Source organism: Cobetia amphilecti, assembly GCF_032923285.1.
GTDB classification, from domain to species: Bacteria; Pseudomonadota; Gammaproteobacteria; order Pseudomonadales; family Halomonadaceae; genus Cobetia; species Cobetia amphilecti.
Map to the genome: position 1 here is coordinate 932,063 of NZ_CP136695.1, position 17,387 is coordinate 949,449.

Below are 17,387 nucleotides of genomic sequence, written 5' to 3' on the forward strand. Positions count from 1 at the left end.
CGCTGGCCTGAATCCTCACCACCGATGACAGGCCTGCTGGAAACGGCAGGCTGCCAGACACGACAACGCCAGCCCTCGGGCTGGCGTTGTCGTGTCTGGCATGGCCGTGTGCGTGAAGCGTCACGCGGGCACTGCAAAGAGCTCTCTCTGACGAGCTCGGGCTTCTGCTTACACCGTGCCGAATTTCTCGTTCTCGCCCATGTCCGGGGTGTGGTCCTTGTCGAGGTTGGCGCGCGCCACCTCGTAGAGCTGATAGGCCTTGCTCTCCTTGGCCTTCCAGTGCTCGCCGGATTGCACCGAGATCTCCAGCAGGGTGATGTCGGGGTCATCCTTGCCTTCCGGGAACCAGGCGGCCACGAACGGGTTCCAGAACTTGTCGATCAGGCCCTGATCGCGGTGCAGGTTGGCATGACCGCTCAGCGACACGTAGACGCCATCATCCTGATCGGAAAAGCTCAGGCAGACCTCGCTGTCCTTCCTGGCCTCAAATACCTTCTCGGCGCTGGCGCGGGTGAAGAACCACAGGGTGCCGTCGTAGTCATCCTGCACCAGATGCATCGGGCGGGCGTGGGGCATGCCGTCGCCTTGCGTCACCAACATGCCGACCTTCACATCCTTGATCAGCTTCCAGATCTTCTGCTTGTGCTCCGGGCTCGACATCGTGTGTCACTCCTTTGCGTCATGCGAATGAAAATCCGGCTGGCTAGCCGTTGCACAAGACCTTGGAGCGATACCCCACAACTTCAAGGGATGATGGTGAAGCTTTCGCTTGATGAGTCAGGGCTTGTTGAGTCAGAGATTGATGAGTCAGCGCTTGATCAATCGGGGTTTGATTCAGGCGCCGAGGCGACTCACTGCGCTGCCGGGGCCTGCCAGGCGTCGCTGCCCCACAGCGGCACGCTGCTCAGCGCATGCTTGAAGCTGCCACTGGTTTCCTTGGTGCTGTAGGCGATATAGAGCAGGCTCTGGGAGTCGCGATCCAGAATGCGACGAATCTTGAGGCTCTTGAGCAGCACGCTCTTGGATTTGCGATAGACCTCCTCGCCACTCTTGGAGGTATCGATGTCGGCGATCATCTCCGCCGTGATCGGGCCGGTCTGGCGGCAGGCGATGCTCATGTCGGAGGGATCGGAGAAGTCGAGGTCCGCCTCGATGTTGCTCAGATGGCAGGTCACGCCCGGCACCTTGGGGTCGATCAGGCTCTCGATCTTGATGTCCTTGGTGGTGAACAGGCCCAGTGAGACATCTCCGACCTCGTTATCATCACAGCCGGCCAGCAGCAGGCCTGAGGCCATCACACCCAGCAGGGCAGCACGAGAGGAAAGGCGGCGCAGTCGCGTCATGGGGGCATCCTTGAGTCAGTGGTGTCAGGCGATGATAGCGTGTCAGACCCGCGGTGGGCGTCAACCATTGCCCTGGCCTCAATGCTTGCCGCGGGCTAAATGCTTGCCGCGGCCTCACTCGCTGGCGAAGGCAGCGAGATTCAGCGTATGCGAGTTGCCCAGCCACATCACGCCCTGGGTGTGATCGAAGAGGTCATCGCCGGTGCCGGCGTGCACGAAGATGTCCAGCGAGCCGCGGTTGAGTGCCAGCCACGGGATGATGCGCCCGAATTCCTCAGGCAGGAAGGACAGCTGACAGCTCCACAGCGGGTGCGGGCCGACCGGCTGCTGGTGGAAGCGCCCGACGCGCAGCGTGAAGCGCTGCTCGGCCTGGGCCGCCAGTTCGCGAGCGGCGGCCAGGCTCTGTTCATCGGTGTAGTAGAGATGGGCGTGGTAGTAGCTGATGTGGTGTGTCATGGCGTTGTCTCGATCGTTCTCAAGGGGGGCTTCCAGCGCTCGGCCTCAAGGGCCGTGGCGGGAGTTTTCAATGGCTGGCGGCAGTGGTCGTGAGGGCGTGATGGGGCTTGTGGCCGTCAGCCCCAGGCCTTGTAGATCAGCTGCACACCCACCAGCGCCATCGCGATGATGATCAGGCGGAAGAACAGCTTCTCGTTGACGCGGGATTGCAGCCACAGGCCGCTTCTGACGCCCGCCCAGGCCACCGGTACCAGCAGCAGCGAGGTGGAGAGGCTGGTGAGGTTGATCTCGCCCAGCGCCACGTAGGGGCCCAGTTTCATCAGGTTCATGCCAGCGAAGATGATCACCGTGGTGGCGATGAAGGTCTCCTTGGGGTGCTGGCGCGGAATCATGTACAGGTTGTAGGGCGGGGCGCCGGCGTGGGCGAAGAAGCTGGTGAAGCCGGCGGTGGCCCCGGCAGGAATGGCCAGCCAGCGGGGCAGCGGTTTCCTGGCTGTCGGTTTGAACAGCATATAGGCGGCGAACAGCAGAGAGATGACGCCCAGCAGGCCGCGAATCATGTTCTCGTCCAGCTCATCGAACAGCACCACGCCCACCGCGATGCCGATGGCGGCGCTGGGCAGGATGATGCGCACCTCCGACCACAGCTGCTTGCCCCACCAGGCGCGGGAGCTCAGGAAGTCCATCACCAGCAACAGCGGCAGCAGGATGCCGGCGGCTTCCAGCGGCCCGATGGCCAGCGCCATCAACGGCACCGAGAGTGAGCCGAAGCCTCCGGCGAAGCCGCCCTTGGAGATGCCGGTCAGGTAGGTCGAGAAGATGATCACGCTCCAGGCCAGCGCAGAGTAATCGGGCAGTGTCAGCAGGGCATCGAGTGAATCGGTCACGGGCATCTCATGTCGAGAGGGCGGGCAAGGTGAGTCGTGAAGGCCCATTGTTGAACAATTCTGCCCGCGCTTCATCCCGACACGCTGCAATGAAGTCTTTCCCTTGGCGCACCAATGCGCTAAAAGGCGCATGTCGCACAGTGTTTTCTTTCGAGACACTGGGCGAGTAGCCTGATCTGGCGGGCATGTCGCAGTGCCTGCCGCTCGTTGGTCGAACAATCTCTGAGGTGGCGATGTCACGCGCTCCATTTGAAATCAGCGGTACCCGCATCGCGCCGGGAACGCGGGCCCAGGTCGATGTGCCTGTCGCCAAGCTCTACACCCATGCGCCGCTGCACATCCCCGTCGAGGTGGTGCATGGCCGTCAGCCCGGCCCGGTGCTGCTGGTGTGCGGTGCCATCCACGGTGACGAGATCAATGGTGTCGAGATCGTGCGGCGGCTGCTCAAGAGTTCCAGCCTCGCGCGGCTGCGCGGCACCCTGATCGCGGTGCCCATCGTCAACGTGTTCGGTTTCGTGCAGCACACGCGCTACCTGCCGGACCGCCGTGACCTCAACCGCTGCTTCCCGGGCAGTGAGAGCGGCTCGCTGGGCTCGCGGGTGGCGGCGCTGTTCCGTGAGCAGATCGCCGATCAGGCCACCCACATCATCGACCTGCACACCGGCGCGATTCATCGCACCAACCTGCCGCAGATCCGCGCCACCATGACGGGCAGTGATGCCACGCGTCAGATGGCGGATGCCTTCGGCGCGCCGGTGCTGCTGAATGCCGAGCTGCGCGAGGGCAGTCTGCGCGCCTATGCCAGCGAGCGCGGCGTGCCGGTCATCACCTATGAGGCCGGTGAGGCACTGCGCTTCGATGAGTGGGCGATTCGCCCGGGCGTCAGCGGCGTGAAGCGCGTGATGCGCTCCATCGGCATGCTGGCCAAGGACCGCGACCGCAAGCCCAGCTCGCGTGCGGTGGAGATGTCCAACGGCTCCAGCTGGGCGCGTGCCTCCATCGATGGCATCGTCCAGAGCCGCGTGGGCCTGGGGGACCGCGTCGAGAAGCATCAGGTGCTGGGCATCGTCGCCGACCCCTTCGGCAACAGCGAAAGCGAGGTGCTGTCACCCGCGGATGGCATCATCATCGGCATGGCCAATCTGCCGCTGGCCAACGAGGGCGAGGCGCTCTATCACGTGGCGCGCTTCCATGCGATCGACGATGCCGAGAGCGCCGTCGACAACTTCCAGCAGCTGTTCGTGCCGGACTCCATCTAGGCGCTTCACGCCCCTTTACGGCCCTGTTGCTGGCAGCGATAACGCAAACGCCCCGCTCAATGAGCGGGGCGTTTGCGTTGCAGCAGTCTGTCCTCTGGTCGACAGCGATAATCACCGTCACAGAGCACTCAGCCGTGACTGGTCTGGGTCTCGAGCGGGCCGTCATGACGCGCTTCCGCGCCGTGCATCCAGTCCACCAGCTTGCCGGCGAACACCAGCAACAGCAGGCCGCCGAGCACGCCGGTGATGGCGATGCCACCGAACACGCTCATGGCACCGGCTTCGCCGACCAGCGAGCCGATCATCCCGGCCAGATAGTTGGCCAGCGCCACGAAGGCGAACCAGGCGCCCATCATCAGCGCGCCCATGCGCACCGGTGACAGCTTGGTGACCATCGACAGCCCCACCGGCGACAGGCACAGCTCGCCGAGAGTGTGGAAGAAGAAGGCGCCGACCAGCCACATCATCGAGGCGCTGCCTGCGGCTTTCTGTTCCAGCACCGCGCCGATCATGCACACGAAGCCGATGCCGAGAGCGATCAGGCCGAAGGCGAACTTGACCGGCGAGCTGGGCTCGCGGTTGTCCATGCGCGTCCACAGACCCGCCAGCAGCGGCGAGAGCAGGATGATGAACAGCGGATTGAGGGACTGGAACCAGGCCGCCGGCACTTCAAAGCCCATCAGCATGCGGTCGGTGTAGTCCTGCGCATACAGCGCCATCAGGCCGCCGCCCTGCTCGAAACCGGCCCAGAACAGGATGGTGAACAGGCCCAGCACCATGATGACCTTGATGCGGTCACGCTCTTCGCGACTCAGCGGTGTCTTGCGGTTGCTGCTCTTGCTCAGGCGTGCCTCACGGCGGGCGCTGGGTTCGACCCCCAGGTCACCCAGATGGCGCGGCGCGAAGATGAGCTGGATGGCGACCGCCAGCAGCATGCCGACACCGGCCACCAGGAAGCCGGCGTTCCAGCCATAGCCTTCGGCCATGGAGCCCGCGACGATGCCCGACAGCAGCGCACCGATGTTGATGCCCATGTAGAAGATGGTGAAGGCGCCATCGCGGCGGTGATCGCCCTGTTGATAGAGGTCACCGACCATCGTGGAGATGTTGGGCTTGAACAGGCCGTTGCCGACGATCAGCAGGCCGAGGCCGACATACAGCAGCATCTCGGGGTCGAGGCCGCTCATGGCCGGCGGCACGGCGAGCACGAATTGCCCGGCCGCCATGATCAGGCCCCCGATCAGGATCGCACGGCGGGCGCCCAGCCAGTTGTCGGCCAGCGCTCCGCCGAACATCGGCGTGATGTACACCAGGCCCGTGAAGATGCCGTACAGCTGCAGGGCGTCGCCCTGATTCCAGCCCAGACCGCCACTGGTGACGGCATCGGTGAGATAGAGCACCAGCAGGGCACGCATGGCGTAGTAGGAGAAGCGTTCCCACAGTTCCGTGGAGAACAGCAGATAGAGTCCGGCCGGATGCCCGAACAGCTCACGGCTGTTGGCTCCGGTAGGGGAGTGTGTGGACATGGAACCTCGAAGGAAGTGTCAGCAGAAGCAGCGCAGCCCGGATGACGGGGCTGCATGGACCGGCCCACAGGTCTGCAGAGGAGGACTGTGGAGGAATCGCCGATGACGGAGCAGTTGTTTGGCTGACATCACGCAAGCATGGCGTGACGATGTCGAGACCGGTTGTTGTCCGTATGGTCAGCCATTCTGCGTGAGACGGCTTTGTCAGACAATCAAACGAAAGTCATGCATGTTGTTGGTATTTAAGGGGTTATTAGCTTATATGGCGACGCAGGGTTGCGTCAGGTGTCACGCCTGCCAGTGCAGTGTCGTCACTTTGCTGACTGCCGAGACGACGACACCCGGCGCGTGGGCCGGGTGTCGGGGGACTGTCTCTTGAAAGCGCCGCTCTCAAGAGGACAGGGCAGAATAGAGAGGGAAGAAGAGAGGGTAGAAGAGAGGGTAGAAGAGACAGGGCAGAAGCGGCGCGAACAGGCCAGCTCGATCAGGCCTGTTCGACCTGTGCCTCAGGGCGGAGCTCCGGCACGCGCGCCATGGCGTCATCGATGACTTCGATGCCCGCGCCCGGCTTGTGGGCGTTCTCGGAGACATGACGGCGGAACTGGCGACCGCCCGGCTGACCCTGGAACAGCCCCAGCAGATGGCGGCTGATGTGGTTGAGGCGCACGCCTTCGGCGAGACGCTTCTCGATGTAGGGGCGGAAGGCACGCAGCGCATCGTGGCGGCTGGTGTGCGGATTCTCGGCCTCGCCGTACAGCTCGCTGTCCACCGTCGCCAGCAACCAGGGGTTGTGGTACGCCTCACGGCCGACCATCACGCTATCGACATGTTCCAGCTGCTCGTGCAGCTCATCCATCAGCTTCAGGCCGCCATTGATGCCGATATGCAAGGACGGGTGCGCCTGCTTGAGGCGGTGCACGCGGCCGTAGTTCAGCGGTGGCACATCGCGGTTCTCCTTCGGCGACAGGCCCTGCAGCCATGCCTTGCGCGCATGCACGCTGAAGGTGTCGCAGCCGGCATCGGCCACGGTGGTGATGAAGCGCTCGAGGTCGGCGTCCTCATCCTGATCATCGATCCCGATGCGACACTTCACCGTCACCGGAATCTTCACCTGCGCCTGCATCGCCGCCACGCACTTGGCCACCAGCTCCGGATGGCCCATCAGACAGGCACCGATCATGTTGTTCTGCACACGGTCACTCGGGCAGCCGACATTCAGGTTTACCTCGTCATAGCCCCAGCTCTCGGCGATCGCCGCACACTCGGCCAGCGCCTGCGGGTCGCTGCCACCCAGCTGCAACGCCAGCGGATGCTCCGTCTCGTCGTGACCCAGGAAGCGCTCGCGGTCCGGATTGAACAGCAATGCCCCGGTGGTCACCATCTCCGTGTACAGCAGCGTACGACGGCTCAACACGCGCGCGAAGGCGCGGTAGTCACGGGTCGTCCATTCCATCATCGGCGCAACGGAAAAGGTGCGGTCAATCGGTGTCATCGGCATGGCAGTCATATCGGCTGGTGTGGGGGCAGGGATCGGAGCATCAGGTGCAGGCGCTGTCGAGACAAGCGGGCGGTGATTCTAGCAGCTTGTGATGCGAAGCGGCCATTCGGGCAACATGAAATTTCTTGTAGGAATAGCTTTAATGGTCAATATTTGAATAGTCGAATAGTACGAGTTTAAGTTTTATGGGACTAAGGATACAGGGTAGTAAATAAAATTTGAGAAGCTTTGTTGTCGCGTGGGGGACTTATGCCTGATTTGACAGTTTCGGAATTTTCGTATATAGCAGTGTCTGAATTAAAACTAAAAAAGCGTAGGGAAGCTAAAGTCAAAAATAAAGGAGAATATGCACATTTTAAAGACTATTATCTCAGCTTGAGAAATGCCATAAAGAGTCTTTTTAAGAAGAAGCAGAACTTTAATAGCTTGCGTGAAGTTGTTCGAAAAGCTCATGAGAGCAAAAGAGAGAATTATCACGTTGTAGCAGAGAACTTCATTTCTTGGGCTACTGGGAAGGACATCCATCATTATGACCCTCCCAAAGCTGCATATCAATTCAGTAAAACCACGGTTACCTGTAATCCTGAACTGTACTATAGGATCAATGGTCAAGATTGCATGCTGAAGCTTCACTTTAGTGGTGCAGAAAAGATGACACAAAAGAGAGCAAATATAATTTGCTTACTCATGAGTGAGTCTTGTGAAGTCGCGGTCGAGTTGTGTAGAGTTCTTGATCTCAAGCTAAAGAAAGAATACAGGTTCAAGGGAGATGAAAATTCGCAGATGAATTATGTTCAACAGGAAATTGTGAGAATAGAAAAGGAGTGGGATGAGCTTTAGAGTGCAAGTGGTTTTATATCAAAAAAAATGTATTGAGGCTACTAGGATTCACTCGCAGTAGCCTCAATAGTAAAAAGCACTCATGTTTTAATAATCATGCATTCTCAATGCGTGTTGTTGACCTTCAGCGCCTCGATATCCTGGGCGATGTCTTCGGCGAGCTGGCGGACGGCTTCGCTTTCGCCTTCACGCTGGGCGTAGGCGCGCAGGCCCATGACTTCGGCTTGCAGGCGGCGGCCGAGGCGTTCCGGCTGGTGCGCGGGGCGCTCGGGGTCGATGAGTTCACCGGCGTCGCGGGCGTCTGCGAAGGCCTGGCGGAAGCGGGCTTCCATGTTGGCGAGCAGCATCTCGACCTTGTCGCGGGCGGCCTGTTCACGCTCGCCGAGTTCCAGCAGGCTCTTGGCCAGCATGCAGGCGCGGGACGGCACCTCGCAGTCGCGCAGCCCGCCGAGCTTGCGGATATAGGTGGCGAGGGCGGTCAATGGCGAGTCGTGGCTGGCCATCAGGCTTTCCATCTCGCGCAGGCTGCGCGCGGAGTAGCAGTCCAGCGCTTCCTGGAAGAGGCCATCCTTGCTGCCGAAGGTGGCGTAGATGCTGCCGGGACGCATGTCGAGCGCGTGCTCGATATCCTTCAGCGAAGTGGCATGAAAGCCCTTCTGCCAGAAGAGATTGAGCGCCCGTTCGAGGGAATCCTGGCGGTTGTGCAAGGTCGCGCGTGGCATGGCTGTCCTGACGATGGGGCTCGCGAGTGACGCCTGTCTTCGCGCAGTATGGCGAAGCGGACGGTCTGCAAGGAGCAAGGTGTTGAGTGAGTACTCAAGTTTAACTTGAATGATCGCTCAAATCCAGCTAGTGTGTTCCCCGACAACGCAGTGCAGCGGATGGTCAGGCGTTATTTTGAGCGTTTGCTCATATCATGCCCTGCATCCCCAGGGGCGCTGCTCAAGGCTTCATGCCACTGAGTGGCAGCCCGCCCCTGAGGCTCCGCTTATCTCGCTCATCATTCCGAAGGAGTCCTCATGACAGATTTCACGCTGTACACCGCCGACAATGCCCCGCAGGACAGCAAGCCGCTGCTCGGCAAGTCCGTTGAAGCCTTCGGCATGGTACCGGGCCTGCACGCCGTGATGGCGGAAGCGCCGGGTCTGCTGGAAGGCTACCAGGTGCTGCACCAGCTGTTCCTCGACAGCAGCTTCGATGATGAAGAGACCACCGTCGTGTGGCAGACCATCAACGTCGAGCACAACTGCCACTACTGTGTGCCGGCGCATACCGGTATCGCCAAGTCGATGAAAGTGGATGACGCCATCATCGAGGCGCTGCGCAACGAGACGCCGCTGCCGACCGAGCGCCTGGAAGCCCTGCGCACCTTCACGCTGGCCGTGGTGCGTGAGCGTGGCTTCGTCGATGACGCCACCGTGCAGACCTTCCTCGATGCCGGTTACACCAAGCGCAATGTGCTGGAAGTGATTCTGGGCCTGTCCCAGAAGGTGATGAGCAACTACACCAATCACCTGGCCGAGACGCCGATCGACGAGCCGTTCAAGAAGTTCGAGTGGCACAAGCAGGGCTGAAACTGAGGCGAGAGGGCACGGCAAGTGCTTGTGCCACCAATGCTAATGAAAATATTTCTCATTAGTGTTGACGTCTGAGCCCGCGGGTCATATTCTGGGGTCATCGCTTCCCCGCCATGGGTAGCGGTGTCCCGGCCAGCGGAGTCAGGCCCCTGTCCGGGAGGCTTCTCATCAGACAGTTTTACGGTCCTTGCCAGCGGCTCATCCTACGGGGTGGGCCGCTTTTTTATGCGCAAAAAAAGACGCCTCCTTCGCTTGCGCGAGGGAGGCGTCCGGAAGCGCTTCTCGATTCACTTGCTTTCCGTCTGCCAATGACAGGGAGGAAGGCTTGCGAGCCGAGCGGTGCTTCGTGCTCACCAGATTTGGATGTCAGGTCCCTGGCAAGCGTCTCATCAGGCCAGTCACGACCTTGATATTCTGGCGCCATGATACGTCAGCCGGTGAGGGGAGGCCAGCGGCGCGTGAGATAAACGCTGACTCAATGTTAATGAAAATATTTCTCATTAGTATTGACGGCGTCTGCCGGAGAGCATAATCTGGATTCATCGCTTCCCGCCATGGAATGCGGTAGCCAGAACAGCGGAGTCAGGCCCCTGTTCGGGTTTCTCCTCATCAAGCTAGTCACGGTCTTAGGGCGACTCTCACGGGTCGCCTTTTTTCGTGTCTGGCCGTCAGACGCTGCTCTGGCGCGCTATCTCCCTCACTCTCTCGATCTCTCGCACGATCACTCGCTCAATCACTCCTGCGGGCGATCTCTCGCACGCGACCTCGCGCTCACGCCCTCGTGCTTGATAACGCCTCGTCGCTCGGCCTCCGCTGGCGCGCCATCTCGTTTAGAATGACGACATCCTATTCCCACGCCGCCAAGGCGCCCGGGTTTCGCTGCCTTTTCAGACGGTTGGCCATAGTGGCCAGTCATTGTCATCAGTCAGTGCACAGGCGCGACCCGCGGGGCTTTTCGAGGAAGTCATCATGATCACACTCTATCGACTGCACGATGATGGCCGCCTGCGCGGCGAACATATCGTGTTGCCCGACCCGCAGCCCGGCCAGCCCGATGCGCCGCCGCGCCTGGCGGATAGCGCAGAAGAGGCGGCTACCCTGCATGCCGGGCTGCTGGCCGATGACGAGCTGGCACCGCCGATTCTGGTGCGTAGCGATGTGCTGTGGATCGATCTCTGTGAGCCGGATGAGCAGGAAAAGCGCTGGGTGAGTGAGCAGTTCACGGTGGAGCTGCCCGATGTCGAGGAGCTGGAGGAGATCGAGTCGTCGTCGCGCTTCTATCTGGAAGGCGATGGCATCCACGTCGTCTCGCTGTTTCCGCATCGCAAGGGGCGCGAGCCGCAGACGGCCAACGTCGCCTTTCATCTGCATGGGCGCCAGCTGATCAGCATGCGCCACGAGGATATCGGCCTGCTGCGGCTGTTCCGCAATCACCTGCGTCGCCAGCGACTGAGTCCGGAGGATGGCTGGGAGGTGCTGCTGGCGCTGCTGGCGATGAAGGTCGATTACCTGGCCGATGAGATCGAGGATATCTACCGGGCGCTGGAGGCGCTGGGCAAGCAGGCGGTGCACCCCGAGGCGCTGGAAGACACCCTGCACGGCATCCTGTTGCAGGAGCGCTACAACGACAAGGTGCGCCAGTCGCTTCTGGACAGTCAGCGCCTGCTGCGTCAGCTGACGCGCCACCTGCCCTCGGCGCCACGCCAGAAGTCGCGGCGTCAGGAGATTCGCGACATGTTGCGCGACATCGACTCGCTCAATCCGCACACCACCTTCATCTTCGACAAGGTCAACTTCCTGCTCGATGCCTCGATCGGTTTCACCAACCTCGATCAGAGCCGGATCATCAAGATCTTCTCGGTGGCGGCGGTGGTCTTCATGCCGCCGACATTGATCGCCAGTATCTACGGCATGAACTTCCACTGGATGCCGGAGCTGGACGAGGACTGGGGCTATCCCTTCGCGCTGTGCCTGATGGGGGTATCGGCGCTCTCGACCTATCTGTTCTTCAAGTGGAAGAAGTGGCTGTAAGTCACTGAAGACAGGCATAAAAAAAGCGCCTGGCGTCGTGAGACGGCCAGGCGCACAAGAAACTTGCATTACAACACTGAAGATCGCCACCGAGGCCCGGGATGGGCCGACAGCGAAACCGCGCGTGGGGGCGTCGCCATGCAGACCAGTCACCGGGAATCGGTGGGATGAGCAGTGCAACTACCTGAGCGCGAACCTGGACGGTCGGGCTGCGCCACGCAGGCCCGGCCGTCGTCGGTCTAGTCCGGAAGCAGGCGGCCGATGCCGCGGCGCGCCTGCTCCCGCATGTTCGTGGCGCACAGTATAGGGTGCCGCGCTTTGGAGAATAAGCGCGTACAATCGAAAACTAGGGTTTCCATATTGGAAACCTGGAAGATTGATGGGCTGTCTGGCCGTGTTCAGGGGGCCATGGCGGTTGCACAGCGAGGGTGAGGGAGACACATGGCGACACTTGATGCACTGCGCGTATTCGTCGAGGTCGTGCGCGCGGCCAGTTTCACGGCGGCGGCACGGCGACTGGGAATTTCCAAGTCGCTGGCGTCCAAGCGGGTGGCGGCACTGGAAGAGCAGCTGGGCGTCAGCCTGATCAATCGCTCGACCCGCAAGCTGCATCTCACCGAGGCGGGGCGCATCTACTACGAGCACGGCCTGCGCATCCGCGAGGAGCTGGAGTCCGCCGAGGCCCGCGTGCAGTCCGTCACCTCGCAGCCGATGGGCCAGCTCAAGGTGTCGGCGCAGGTATCGTTCGGCTTCATGTATCTGGCCGCGCCGACCACCGCCTTCATGCGTCGCTACCCGGATGTCAGCGTCGAGATTCTGCTCGAGGATCAGCGCTTCGAGCCCATCGATGAGTCGGTGGATCTGGCGATTCGCATGGGGCCGCTGCCGGATTCCTCGATGGTCTCGCGCCCGCTGTGCAAGGTGGTCTATGGCCTGTATGCGGCGCCGGACTATCTGGCGCGCGTCAATGCACCGCCGGTGCAGCCCCAGGACATCCGCGCCTTCGATACCATCTTCTACGGCAATTACGATCTGGGGGCGCATTGGCGCTTCACGCTCAATGGCCAGCCTTTCGATGTGGAGCCGGAGTCGCGGTTGGTGATCAACAATCTGCTCGGCGTGGTGGAGGCGGCCAAGGCCGGCTTCGGTCTCGCCTATCTGCCGACCTTCTCGGCCCGCGCGGCAGTGGAAAGTGGTGAGCTGGTGCCGCTGCTGCAGCCCTACTGGAACGAGCATGGATCGATGGTGGTGCTGTTCCGCTCACGCAAGTACCTGCCCGACAAGACCCGCGCCTACCTCGACTTCATCACCGAGTGGTTCCAGGAGCATCTGCAGCTCTGACGCCGCCTCTACCGAGAGGGTTACCACTCGATGGCCTGGCCGGCCCAGTCGTAGAAGCCGCCGCTGGCGGTGGGCGGGAGTTCGCAGGCGACGCGCAGCAGACGGCGCGCCACGAAGCGCGTGGTGAACAGTTTGCCCTCGGGCACGCGGGCCTGGAAGGGCGTCGACAGGCCGGTGTCAGTGGTGCCGGGATGCAGCGCGACCAGCAGCGCCTCGGGATTGCGCCGCGCGATCTCGATGGCGGCGGTCTTGAGCAGCATGTTGTGGCTGGCCTTGCTGGCGCGATAGGCATACCAGCCGCCGCTGCGGTTATCGGAGATCGAGCCGACCCGCGCCGACAGCGAGGCGAAGATCACCGGCGTGCGTCGGCGCAGACGTGGCGCCAGCATTCCCAGCAGCAGGGCCGGGGCGAAGGCGTTGACCTGATGCAGGCGCGTCAGGGCCGCCAGACTCAAGTCTTCCAGACGCTTCTCCGGCCATAGCTGCTCGCGCTCGTCATGCAGCAGGCCCAGCGCGTTGAGTATCAGCGCCGGTGGCTGTCCCGTCTCGCTCTCCCCATCCAGTTGCTGCGCCAGCCACTCCTCGAGGCTTGCGGTGCCTTGCTCGGTGGTCAGGTCGGCCTCCAGCGTCTCGAGCTCGGGATGCGCCGGAAGGCATGAGACATCGCGACTCACCGCCAGCACTTTTCCACAGTGGGGGTAGGCGAGCAGCTCAGCGATCAGCGCCCGCCCGATCCCGCCGCTGGCACCGGTGACCAGTGCGCAGAAGCCCCGTGGCAGGCGCGCGAAGGTGTCCGCCGCCAATGGCTGATCTTCCAGTCTGCTATCTGCCATGCATGTCTCCCTCTGTAGTGGCCGAATGTGACTGTCGTCAGGCAGTGCGCTCCATCAGCCTGGCGAGACGGGAATCGCGGCTCAGCGTGGTCGGAGTGGCGTCTTCCTGCAGGCGGCCCGCCTCCAGCAGCGCCAGACGCGCAAAGCGCTCCAGCCCCAGCGGCTGGTGGGTGATCATGATCAGGCTGCGGCCCTCGCAGGCGGCGAGAATCGCGCTCATCACCTGCTCGGCGCTGGTGCGGTCCAGTCCTTCGCAGGGCTCATCGAGCAGCACGATCGGCGCCGGTGACAGCAGCGCGCGCGCCACACCGAAGCGGCGCAGCTGGCCACCGGACAACGAGCGCCCCCCTTCATCCGGGAAGCCGGCCAGCCCCTGTGGCTGGCGGGCCAGCCAGTCGCCGAGGCCAAGACTTTCCAGCATGCGCGTCAGTGCCTCATCGCTGGCCTCGGGAGCGGCCAGACGCAGGTTGTCGGCGTAGTTGGCACAGAACAGATGCGTGTCCTGCGGGCAGACCGTGAAGCTTGCGCGCAGCGTGGCCTCATCGAGTGAATCCAGCGCCACGCCGCCCAGCGTGATGCGTCCGGCGCTGGGAATATGGAAGCGACTGAGCACGTCCAGCAGGGTGCTCTTGCCGCTGCCTGATGGGCCGAGCAGTGCCAGATGCTCGCCTGCGGCCAGTGTCAGGGAAAGCTCTGTGAGCACCGGCGTGTCGCCGTGGGTGACGCTCAACTTCTCGATCTCCAGGGCGTGACCCACCGGCGTGGCAGCCTCGGAGTCACTGGGGAACTGGGCCGCCGGCGTATTGGCCTGCACGCTGTTGAGGCGCGCGGCCGCCGACAGGCAGCGACCGAGCCCCTGCCAGGCCAGCGGCAGTGGCGCCAGCGCCTCGAAGGCGCCGAGCACGGCCAGCAGGAACAGCGCCAGCAGGCGACCATCGAGCAGCTCGCCAGAATGCGTCGTCATGTCGTTGTTCGCATATGGCGCCATCTGCATGACGCCGAGCAGGGCGACCCCGGCCAGCGTCAGCCCCAGCAGACTGTGGCTCAGCCAGCTGGCCAGTGCCTGACGGCGTGCCTGGGCGCGCTCGATGCGATCCCGCTCGGCCTGTTGCTCGGCGAGGCGCTCAAGCTCTTCATTCCAGCGACCATAGATCACCAGCTCGCCCAGTCCCTGCAGGCGCTCCAACAGGCGCGCGCGCAGGCGGCTGGCCGAGGACTGATGCCGCATGGCGTCACGGCTGCCGCGCCACCAGGCCAGCCACGGCACCAGTCCGCCGGTCAGTACCAGTCCGATTACCGCCACCAGCGCCAGTGGCGGCGCGAAGATGCCGATCAGCGTGCCGGCGGCGAGGATGGCGCAGACCGCCACCAGCGAGGGAATCAATACGCGCACGTAAAGGCTGTCGAGGGCATCGACATCCGCGCCCAGGCGGGCCATCAACTCTCCCTGGCCGGCATGCTGCAGGGCGGCGGGGGAGAGCGGCTCGATGGCCTCGAACAGGCGACGGCGCAGGCTCGCCAGCAGACGCAGCGTGCCTTCGTGGGTGGTGACGCGCTCGCCATAGCGCCCGGCGGTGCGTGCCAGTGCCAGCCCGCGCACGCCTGCCGCCGGGGTGAAGAAGTTGAAGGCCTGGGTGGCGGCGACGCTCAAGCCGGCCACGGCGGTGGCGGAGAGGAACCAGCCCGACAGCGCCAGCAGACCGGTGGCGGCCAGCAGGGTGATCAGCGCCAGCAGCGCACCGATGCCCAGCCAGCCGCGATGCTCGCGCATCAGGGCCAGATAGGGCGTCAACTCGCGAAGATGTGGGCGCTGTTCGCTATACGCTTCGCTCTGTGCTGGCTCACTGGCCGTGACAGCCGCGGGCGTGTCAGGCGCGGACTTGCGGATGGCGCGGCTCATGCGTCACCTCTCGGCGTAGGGAGGGGGAGCGGGCGGTCCTGCACCAGCTGGCCATCGTCGAGGTGAATCAGGCGCTGGCACAGCGTCAGCAGCTCTGGTCGGTGGGTCAGCAGCAGCAGGGTGCGGCCCTCGCCGAGACGCTTGAGCGCGGCGATCACGCGCGCTTCGCTGTCGGCGTCCAGGCTGGCGGTGGGTTCATCCAGCAGCACCAGCGGCGCGTCATGCAAAAAGGCGCGGGCCAGTGACAGGCGGCGTGCCTGGCCGCCGGACAGCGCCTGACCGCCCTCGCCAAGGCGCGTCTCGAGCCCACGTGGCAGGTGCTGGTACCAGTCAAGCAGGTCGGCATTGTCCAGCGCCGCTTCGAGCTGTGCGTCGCTGGCGTGAGGCCTGGCCAGACGCAGGTTGTCGGCCAGCGTGCCGGACAGGACCACCGTCTCCTGACCGACCCAGGTCGCCATGCCCGGCGGCAGGCCGTGGCTCAGCGGATGGCCGTTGAGATACAGCAGGCCGTCGCTGGCCGCGACGAAGCCGAGCAGCAGATTGAGCAGCGTCGACTTGCCGGAACCGGAGGCACCGGTCAGCGCGACACGCTCGCCCTGGGTGATCCGCAGGGTCAGCGGGCCGAGTGCCGGCGGAGTCAGTGTGCTGGTCTGGCGGTTCCACTGATTGGGATAGCGCACACAGACCTCTTCCAGCATCAGCGAGTGCAACTTGCGGGTCTGAGGGCGCACCGCGGGCAGGTCGCTGTTGGCATTGTGCGCCTGTGCGCCAGCCTCGGCCTCTTGCGTGAAGGGGGCACTGCCGACGATGGGGGCGAGGTCACTGGCGGCAGCCTCGGCCTCGGCCTTGGCGTGATAGTGCACGCCCAGCTCGCGCAGTGGCTGATAGAACTCGGGCGCCAGCACCAGAATGAAGAGTGCGGTCTGCAGGGTCAGCGGTGAGTCGCCCCAGGTGCCGAATTGCAGATGGCCGAGGAAATGGAAGCCGAGGTAGACCGCCAGCAGCGCGATGGACACCGCGGTGAAGAATTCCAACACCGTGGAGGACAGGAAGGCCAGGCGCAGCACGCGCATGGTGCGCTTGCGAAAGGCATGGCTGACCGCCTCGACCTGGGGGCCGCGTCTGGCGCTGCCGAACAGCTTCAGGGTCTTGAGGCCGGTGAGCAGGTCCATGAAGTGGCGGCCCATGCGGTCCATCTCCCGGAACTGCTCCTGCGAGCGCTTGCGCGCCGCGATGCCGACCAGAATCATGAAGATCGGCACCAGCGGTGCGGTGGTGGCCAGAATCAGGCCGGCCGCCCAGTTGAGCGGAAACACCACGCACAGCAGCATCAGCGGAATCAGCCCCGCGAGGCGTGTCTGCGGGCGGAAGTCGGCGTAGTAGCCGTGCAGTGACTCGACCTGGTCCCAGGCGCGGTTGGCGAGACTGGCACGATGCTGGCGACGCACCCACAGCGGGCCGAGTTCGGCGAAGCGCTGCAGCAGGCGCTCGCGCAGGCGACGGCGGATCTGCTGACTGGCGCGGGTGCCGGCATAGCCACGCAGGCCAGTAAGCGCGCCGCGCAGCGAAAGACTGGCGGCGAGCACCGCGATGGCCGGCCACAGTGTCGCCAGGCCTTCGCGGTCGATCGCCACGCCCTGGGCCAGACGGGCGATGGCCCAGGCCTGGGCGAGCAGCACCAGCGTCGAGAGCAGGGCGCACAGGATGGCGAGCTGGGGCCAGCGGCCACCGGCACGTGCCAGTGTCTCCAGCCAGCGGCGTGGCACGAATTCTGCCGATGCAGTGGCATCGGTGGGAGAGGGTGAAACATCGGGTGCAGCGGCAGTTCGGGGCATTCATGCTCCTGCCGGTGGTGGCAGAGATAGTTGCAGGGAGGCGCTGGCGTCACGTCTCAAG

At 63.4% G+C, this 17,387-nt stretch carries 15 protein-coding genes; 5 read left to right on the plus strand and 10 right to left on the minus strand.

What is annotated here, in order from left to right; all coding sequences use genetic code 11:
- Positions 1-168 precede the first annotated feature (168 nt).
- From R1T44_RS04035 to R1T44_RS04050, 4 genes are all read right to left on the minus strand, one after another.
- The gene (locus tag R1T44_RS04035) at positions 169-660 is read right to left on the minus strand and encodes a pyridoxamine 5'-phosphate oxidase family protein (protein WP_317292628.1); all 492 of its coding nucleotides are present in this window, start codon (positions 658-660) and stop codon (positions 169-171) included.
- A gap of 191 nt (positions 661-851) precedes the next feature.
- The gene (locus tag R1T44_RS04040; protein WP_131431280.1) at positions 852-1,343 is read right to left on the minus strand and encodes a CreA family protein; all 492 of its coding nucleotides are present in this window, start codon (positions 1,341-1,343) and stop codon (positions 852-854) included.
- A 114-nt stretch (positions 1,344-1,457) separates the two neighbouring features.
- Complete coding sequence (locus tag R1T44_RS04045) at positions 1,458-1,799, minus strand: DOPA 4,5-dioxygenase family protein (protein WP_043333117.1); 342 nt, start codon at positions 1,797-1,799, stop codon at positions 1,458-1,460.
- Between the two features lie 116 nt (positions 1,800-1,915).
- Positions 1,916-2,686 (minus strand): sulfite exporter TauE/SafE family protein, encoded by a 771-nt coding sequence (locus tag R1T44_RS04050; protein WP_317292629.1) that lies wholly within the window; start codon positions 2,684-2,686, stop codon positions 1,916-1,918.
- Positions 2,687-2,919: 233 nt separating this feature from the next.
- On the opposite strand from R1T44_RS04050, the gene R1T44_RS04055 reads away from it, so the two are divergent.
- A complete protein-coding gene (locus R1T44_RS04055) occupies positions 2,920-3,945 on the plus strand; it encodes a succinylglutamate desuccinylase/aspartoacylase family protein (RefSeq protein ID WP_043333116.1) in 1,026 nt (341 codons plus the stop codon).
- A 128-nt stretch (positions 3,946-4,073) separates the two neighbouring features.
- Here R1T44_RS04055 and R1T44_RS04060 read toward each other — a convergent pair whose 3' ends face one another.
- Both R1T44_RS04060 and dusA read right to left on the minus strand, forming a co-directional pair.
- The gene (locus R1T44_RS04060; RefSeq protein ID WP_317292630.1) at positions 4,074-5,471 is read right to left on the minus strand and encodes a peptide MFS transporter; all 1,398 of its coding nucleotides are present in this window, start codon (positions 5,469-5,471) and stop codon (positions 4,074-4,076) included.
- Between the two features lie 484 nt (positions 5,472-5,955).
- A complete protein-coding gene (gene dusA, locus R1T44_RS04065; RefSeq protein WP_317292631.1) occupies positions 5,956-6,963 on the minus strand; it encodes a tRNA dihydrouridine(20/20a) synthase DusA in 1,008 nt (335 codons plus the stop codon).
- 255 nt (positions 6,964-7,218) lie between these two features.
- Here dusA and R1T44_RS04070 point away from each other — a divergent pair, with 255 nt between their 5' ends.
- Positions 7,219-7,809 carry a hypothetical protein gene (locus R1T44_RS04070; protein ID WP_317292632.1) on the plus strand — a complete coding sequence of 197 codons (591 nt, stop codon included), beginning with the start codon at positions 7,219-7,221 and terminating at the stop codon, positions 7,807-7,809.
- Between the two features lie 104 nt (positions 7,810-7,913).
- On the opposite strand, the gene R1T44_RS04075 is transcribed toward R1T44_RS04070, so the two are convergent.
- Positions 7,914-8,531: a TetR/AcrR family transcriptional regulator gene (locus R1T44_RS04075; protein WP_131431284.1), complete on the minus strand. Its 618-nt coding sequence runs from the start codon at positions 8,529-8,531 to the stop codon at positions 7,914-7,916.
- A 297-nt stretch (positions 8,532-8,828) separates the two neighbouring features.
- On the opposite strand from R1T44_RS04075, the gene R1T44_RS04080 reads away from it, so the two are divergent.
- The 3 genes from R1T44_RS04080 (at position 8,829) to R1T44_RS04090 (ending at position 12,758) form a co-directional block, all read left to right on the plus strand.
- Positions 8,829-9,383, plus strand: a complete 555-nt coding sequence (locus tag R1T44_RS04080; RefSeq protein ID WP_043333113.1) for a carboxymuconolactone decarboxylase family protein — start codon at positions 8,829-8,831, stop codon at positions 9,381-9,383.
- 972 nt (positions 9,384-10,355) lie between these two features.
- The gene (gene corA / locus R1T44_RS04085) at positions 10,356-11,417 is read left to right on the plus strand and encodes a magnesium/cobalt transporter CorA (protein ID WP_317292633.1); all 1,062 of its coding nucleotides are present in this window, start codon (positions 10,356-10,358) and stop codon (positions 11,415-11,417) included.
- A gap of 441 nt (positions 11,418-11,858) precedes the next feature.
- Positions 11,859-12,758 carry a LysR family transcriptional regulator gene (locus tag R1T44_RS04090; RefSeq protein ID WP_043333112.1) on the plus strand — a complete coding sequence of 300 codons (900 nt, stop codon included), beginning with the start codon at positions 11,859-11,861 and terminating at the stop codon, positions 12,756-12,758.
- Positions 12,759-12,778: 20 nt separating this feature from the next.
- Here R1T44_RS04090 and R1T44_RS04095 read toward each other — a convergent pair whose 3' ends face one another.
- The 3 genes from R1T44_RS04095 to cydD are packed head-to-tail and all read right to left on the minus strand — an operon-like array spanning position 12,779 to position 17,326.
- Entirely contained in the window at positions 12,779-13,591 is an 813-nt protein-coding gene (locus R1T44_RS04095) for an SDR family NAD(P)-dependent oxidoreductase (protein ID WP_317292634.1), read from the minus strand.
- A gap of 37 nt (positions 13,592-13,628) precedes the next feature.
- Positions 13,629-15,491: a thiol reductant ABC exporter subunit CydC gene (cydC, locus tag R1T44_RS04100; RefSeq protein ID WP_317292635.1), complete on the minus strand. Its 1,863-nt coding sequence runs from the start codon at positions 15,489-15,491 to the stop codon at positions 13,629-13,631.
- Complete coding sequence (gene cydD, locus R1T44_RS04105; RefSeq protein ID WP_317292636.1) at positions 15,488-17,326, minus strand: thiol reductant ABC exporter subunit CydD; 1,839 nt, start codon at positions 17,324-17,326, stop codon at positions 15,488-15,490. The genes cydC and cydD overlap by 4 nt, the downstream gene beginning before the upstream one ends.
- Positions 17,327-17,387: the final 61 nt, after the last annotated feature.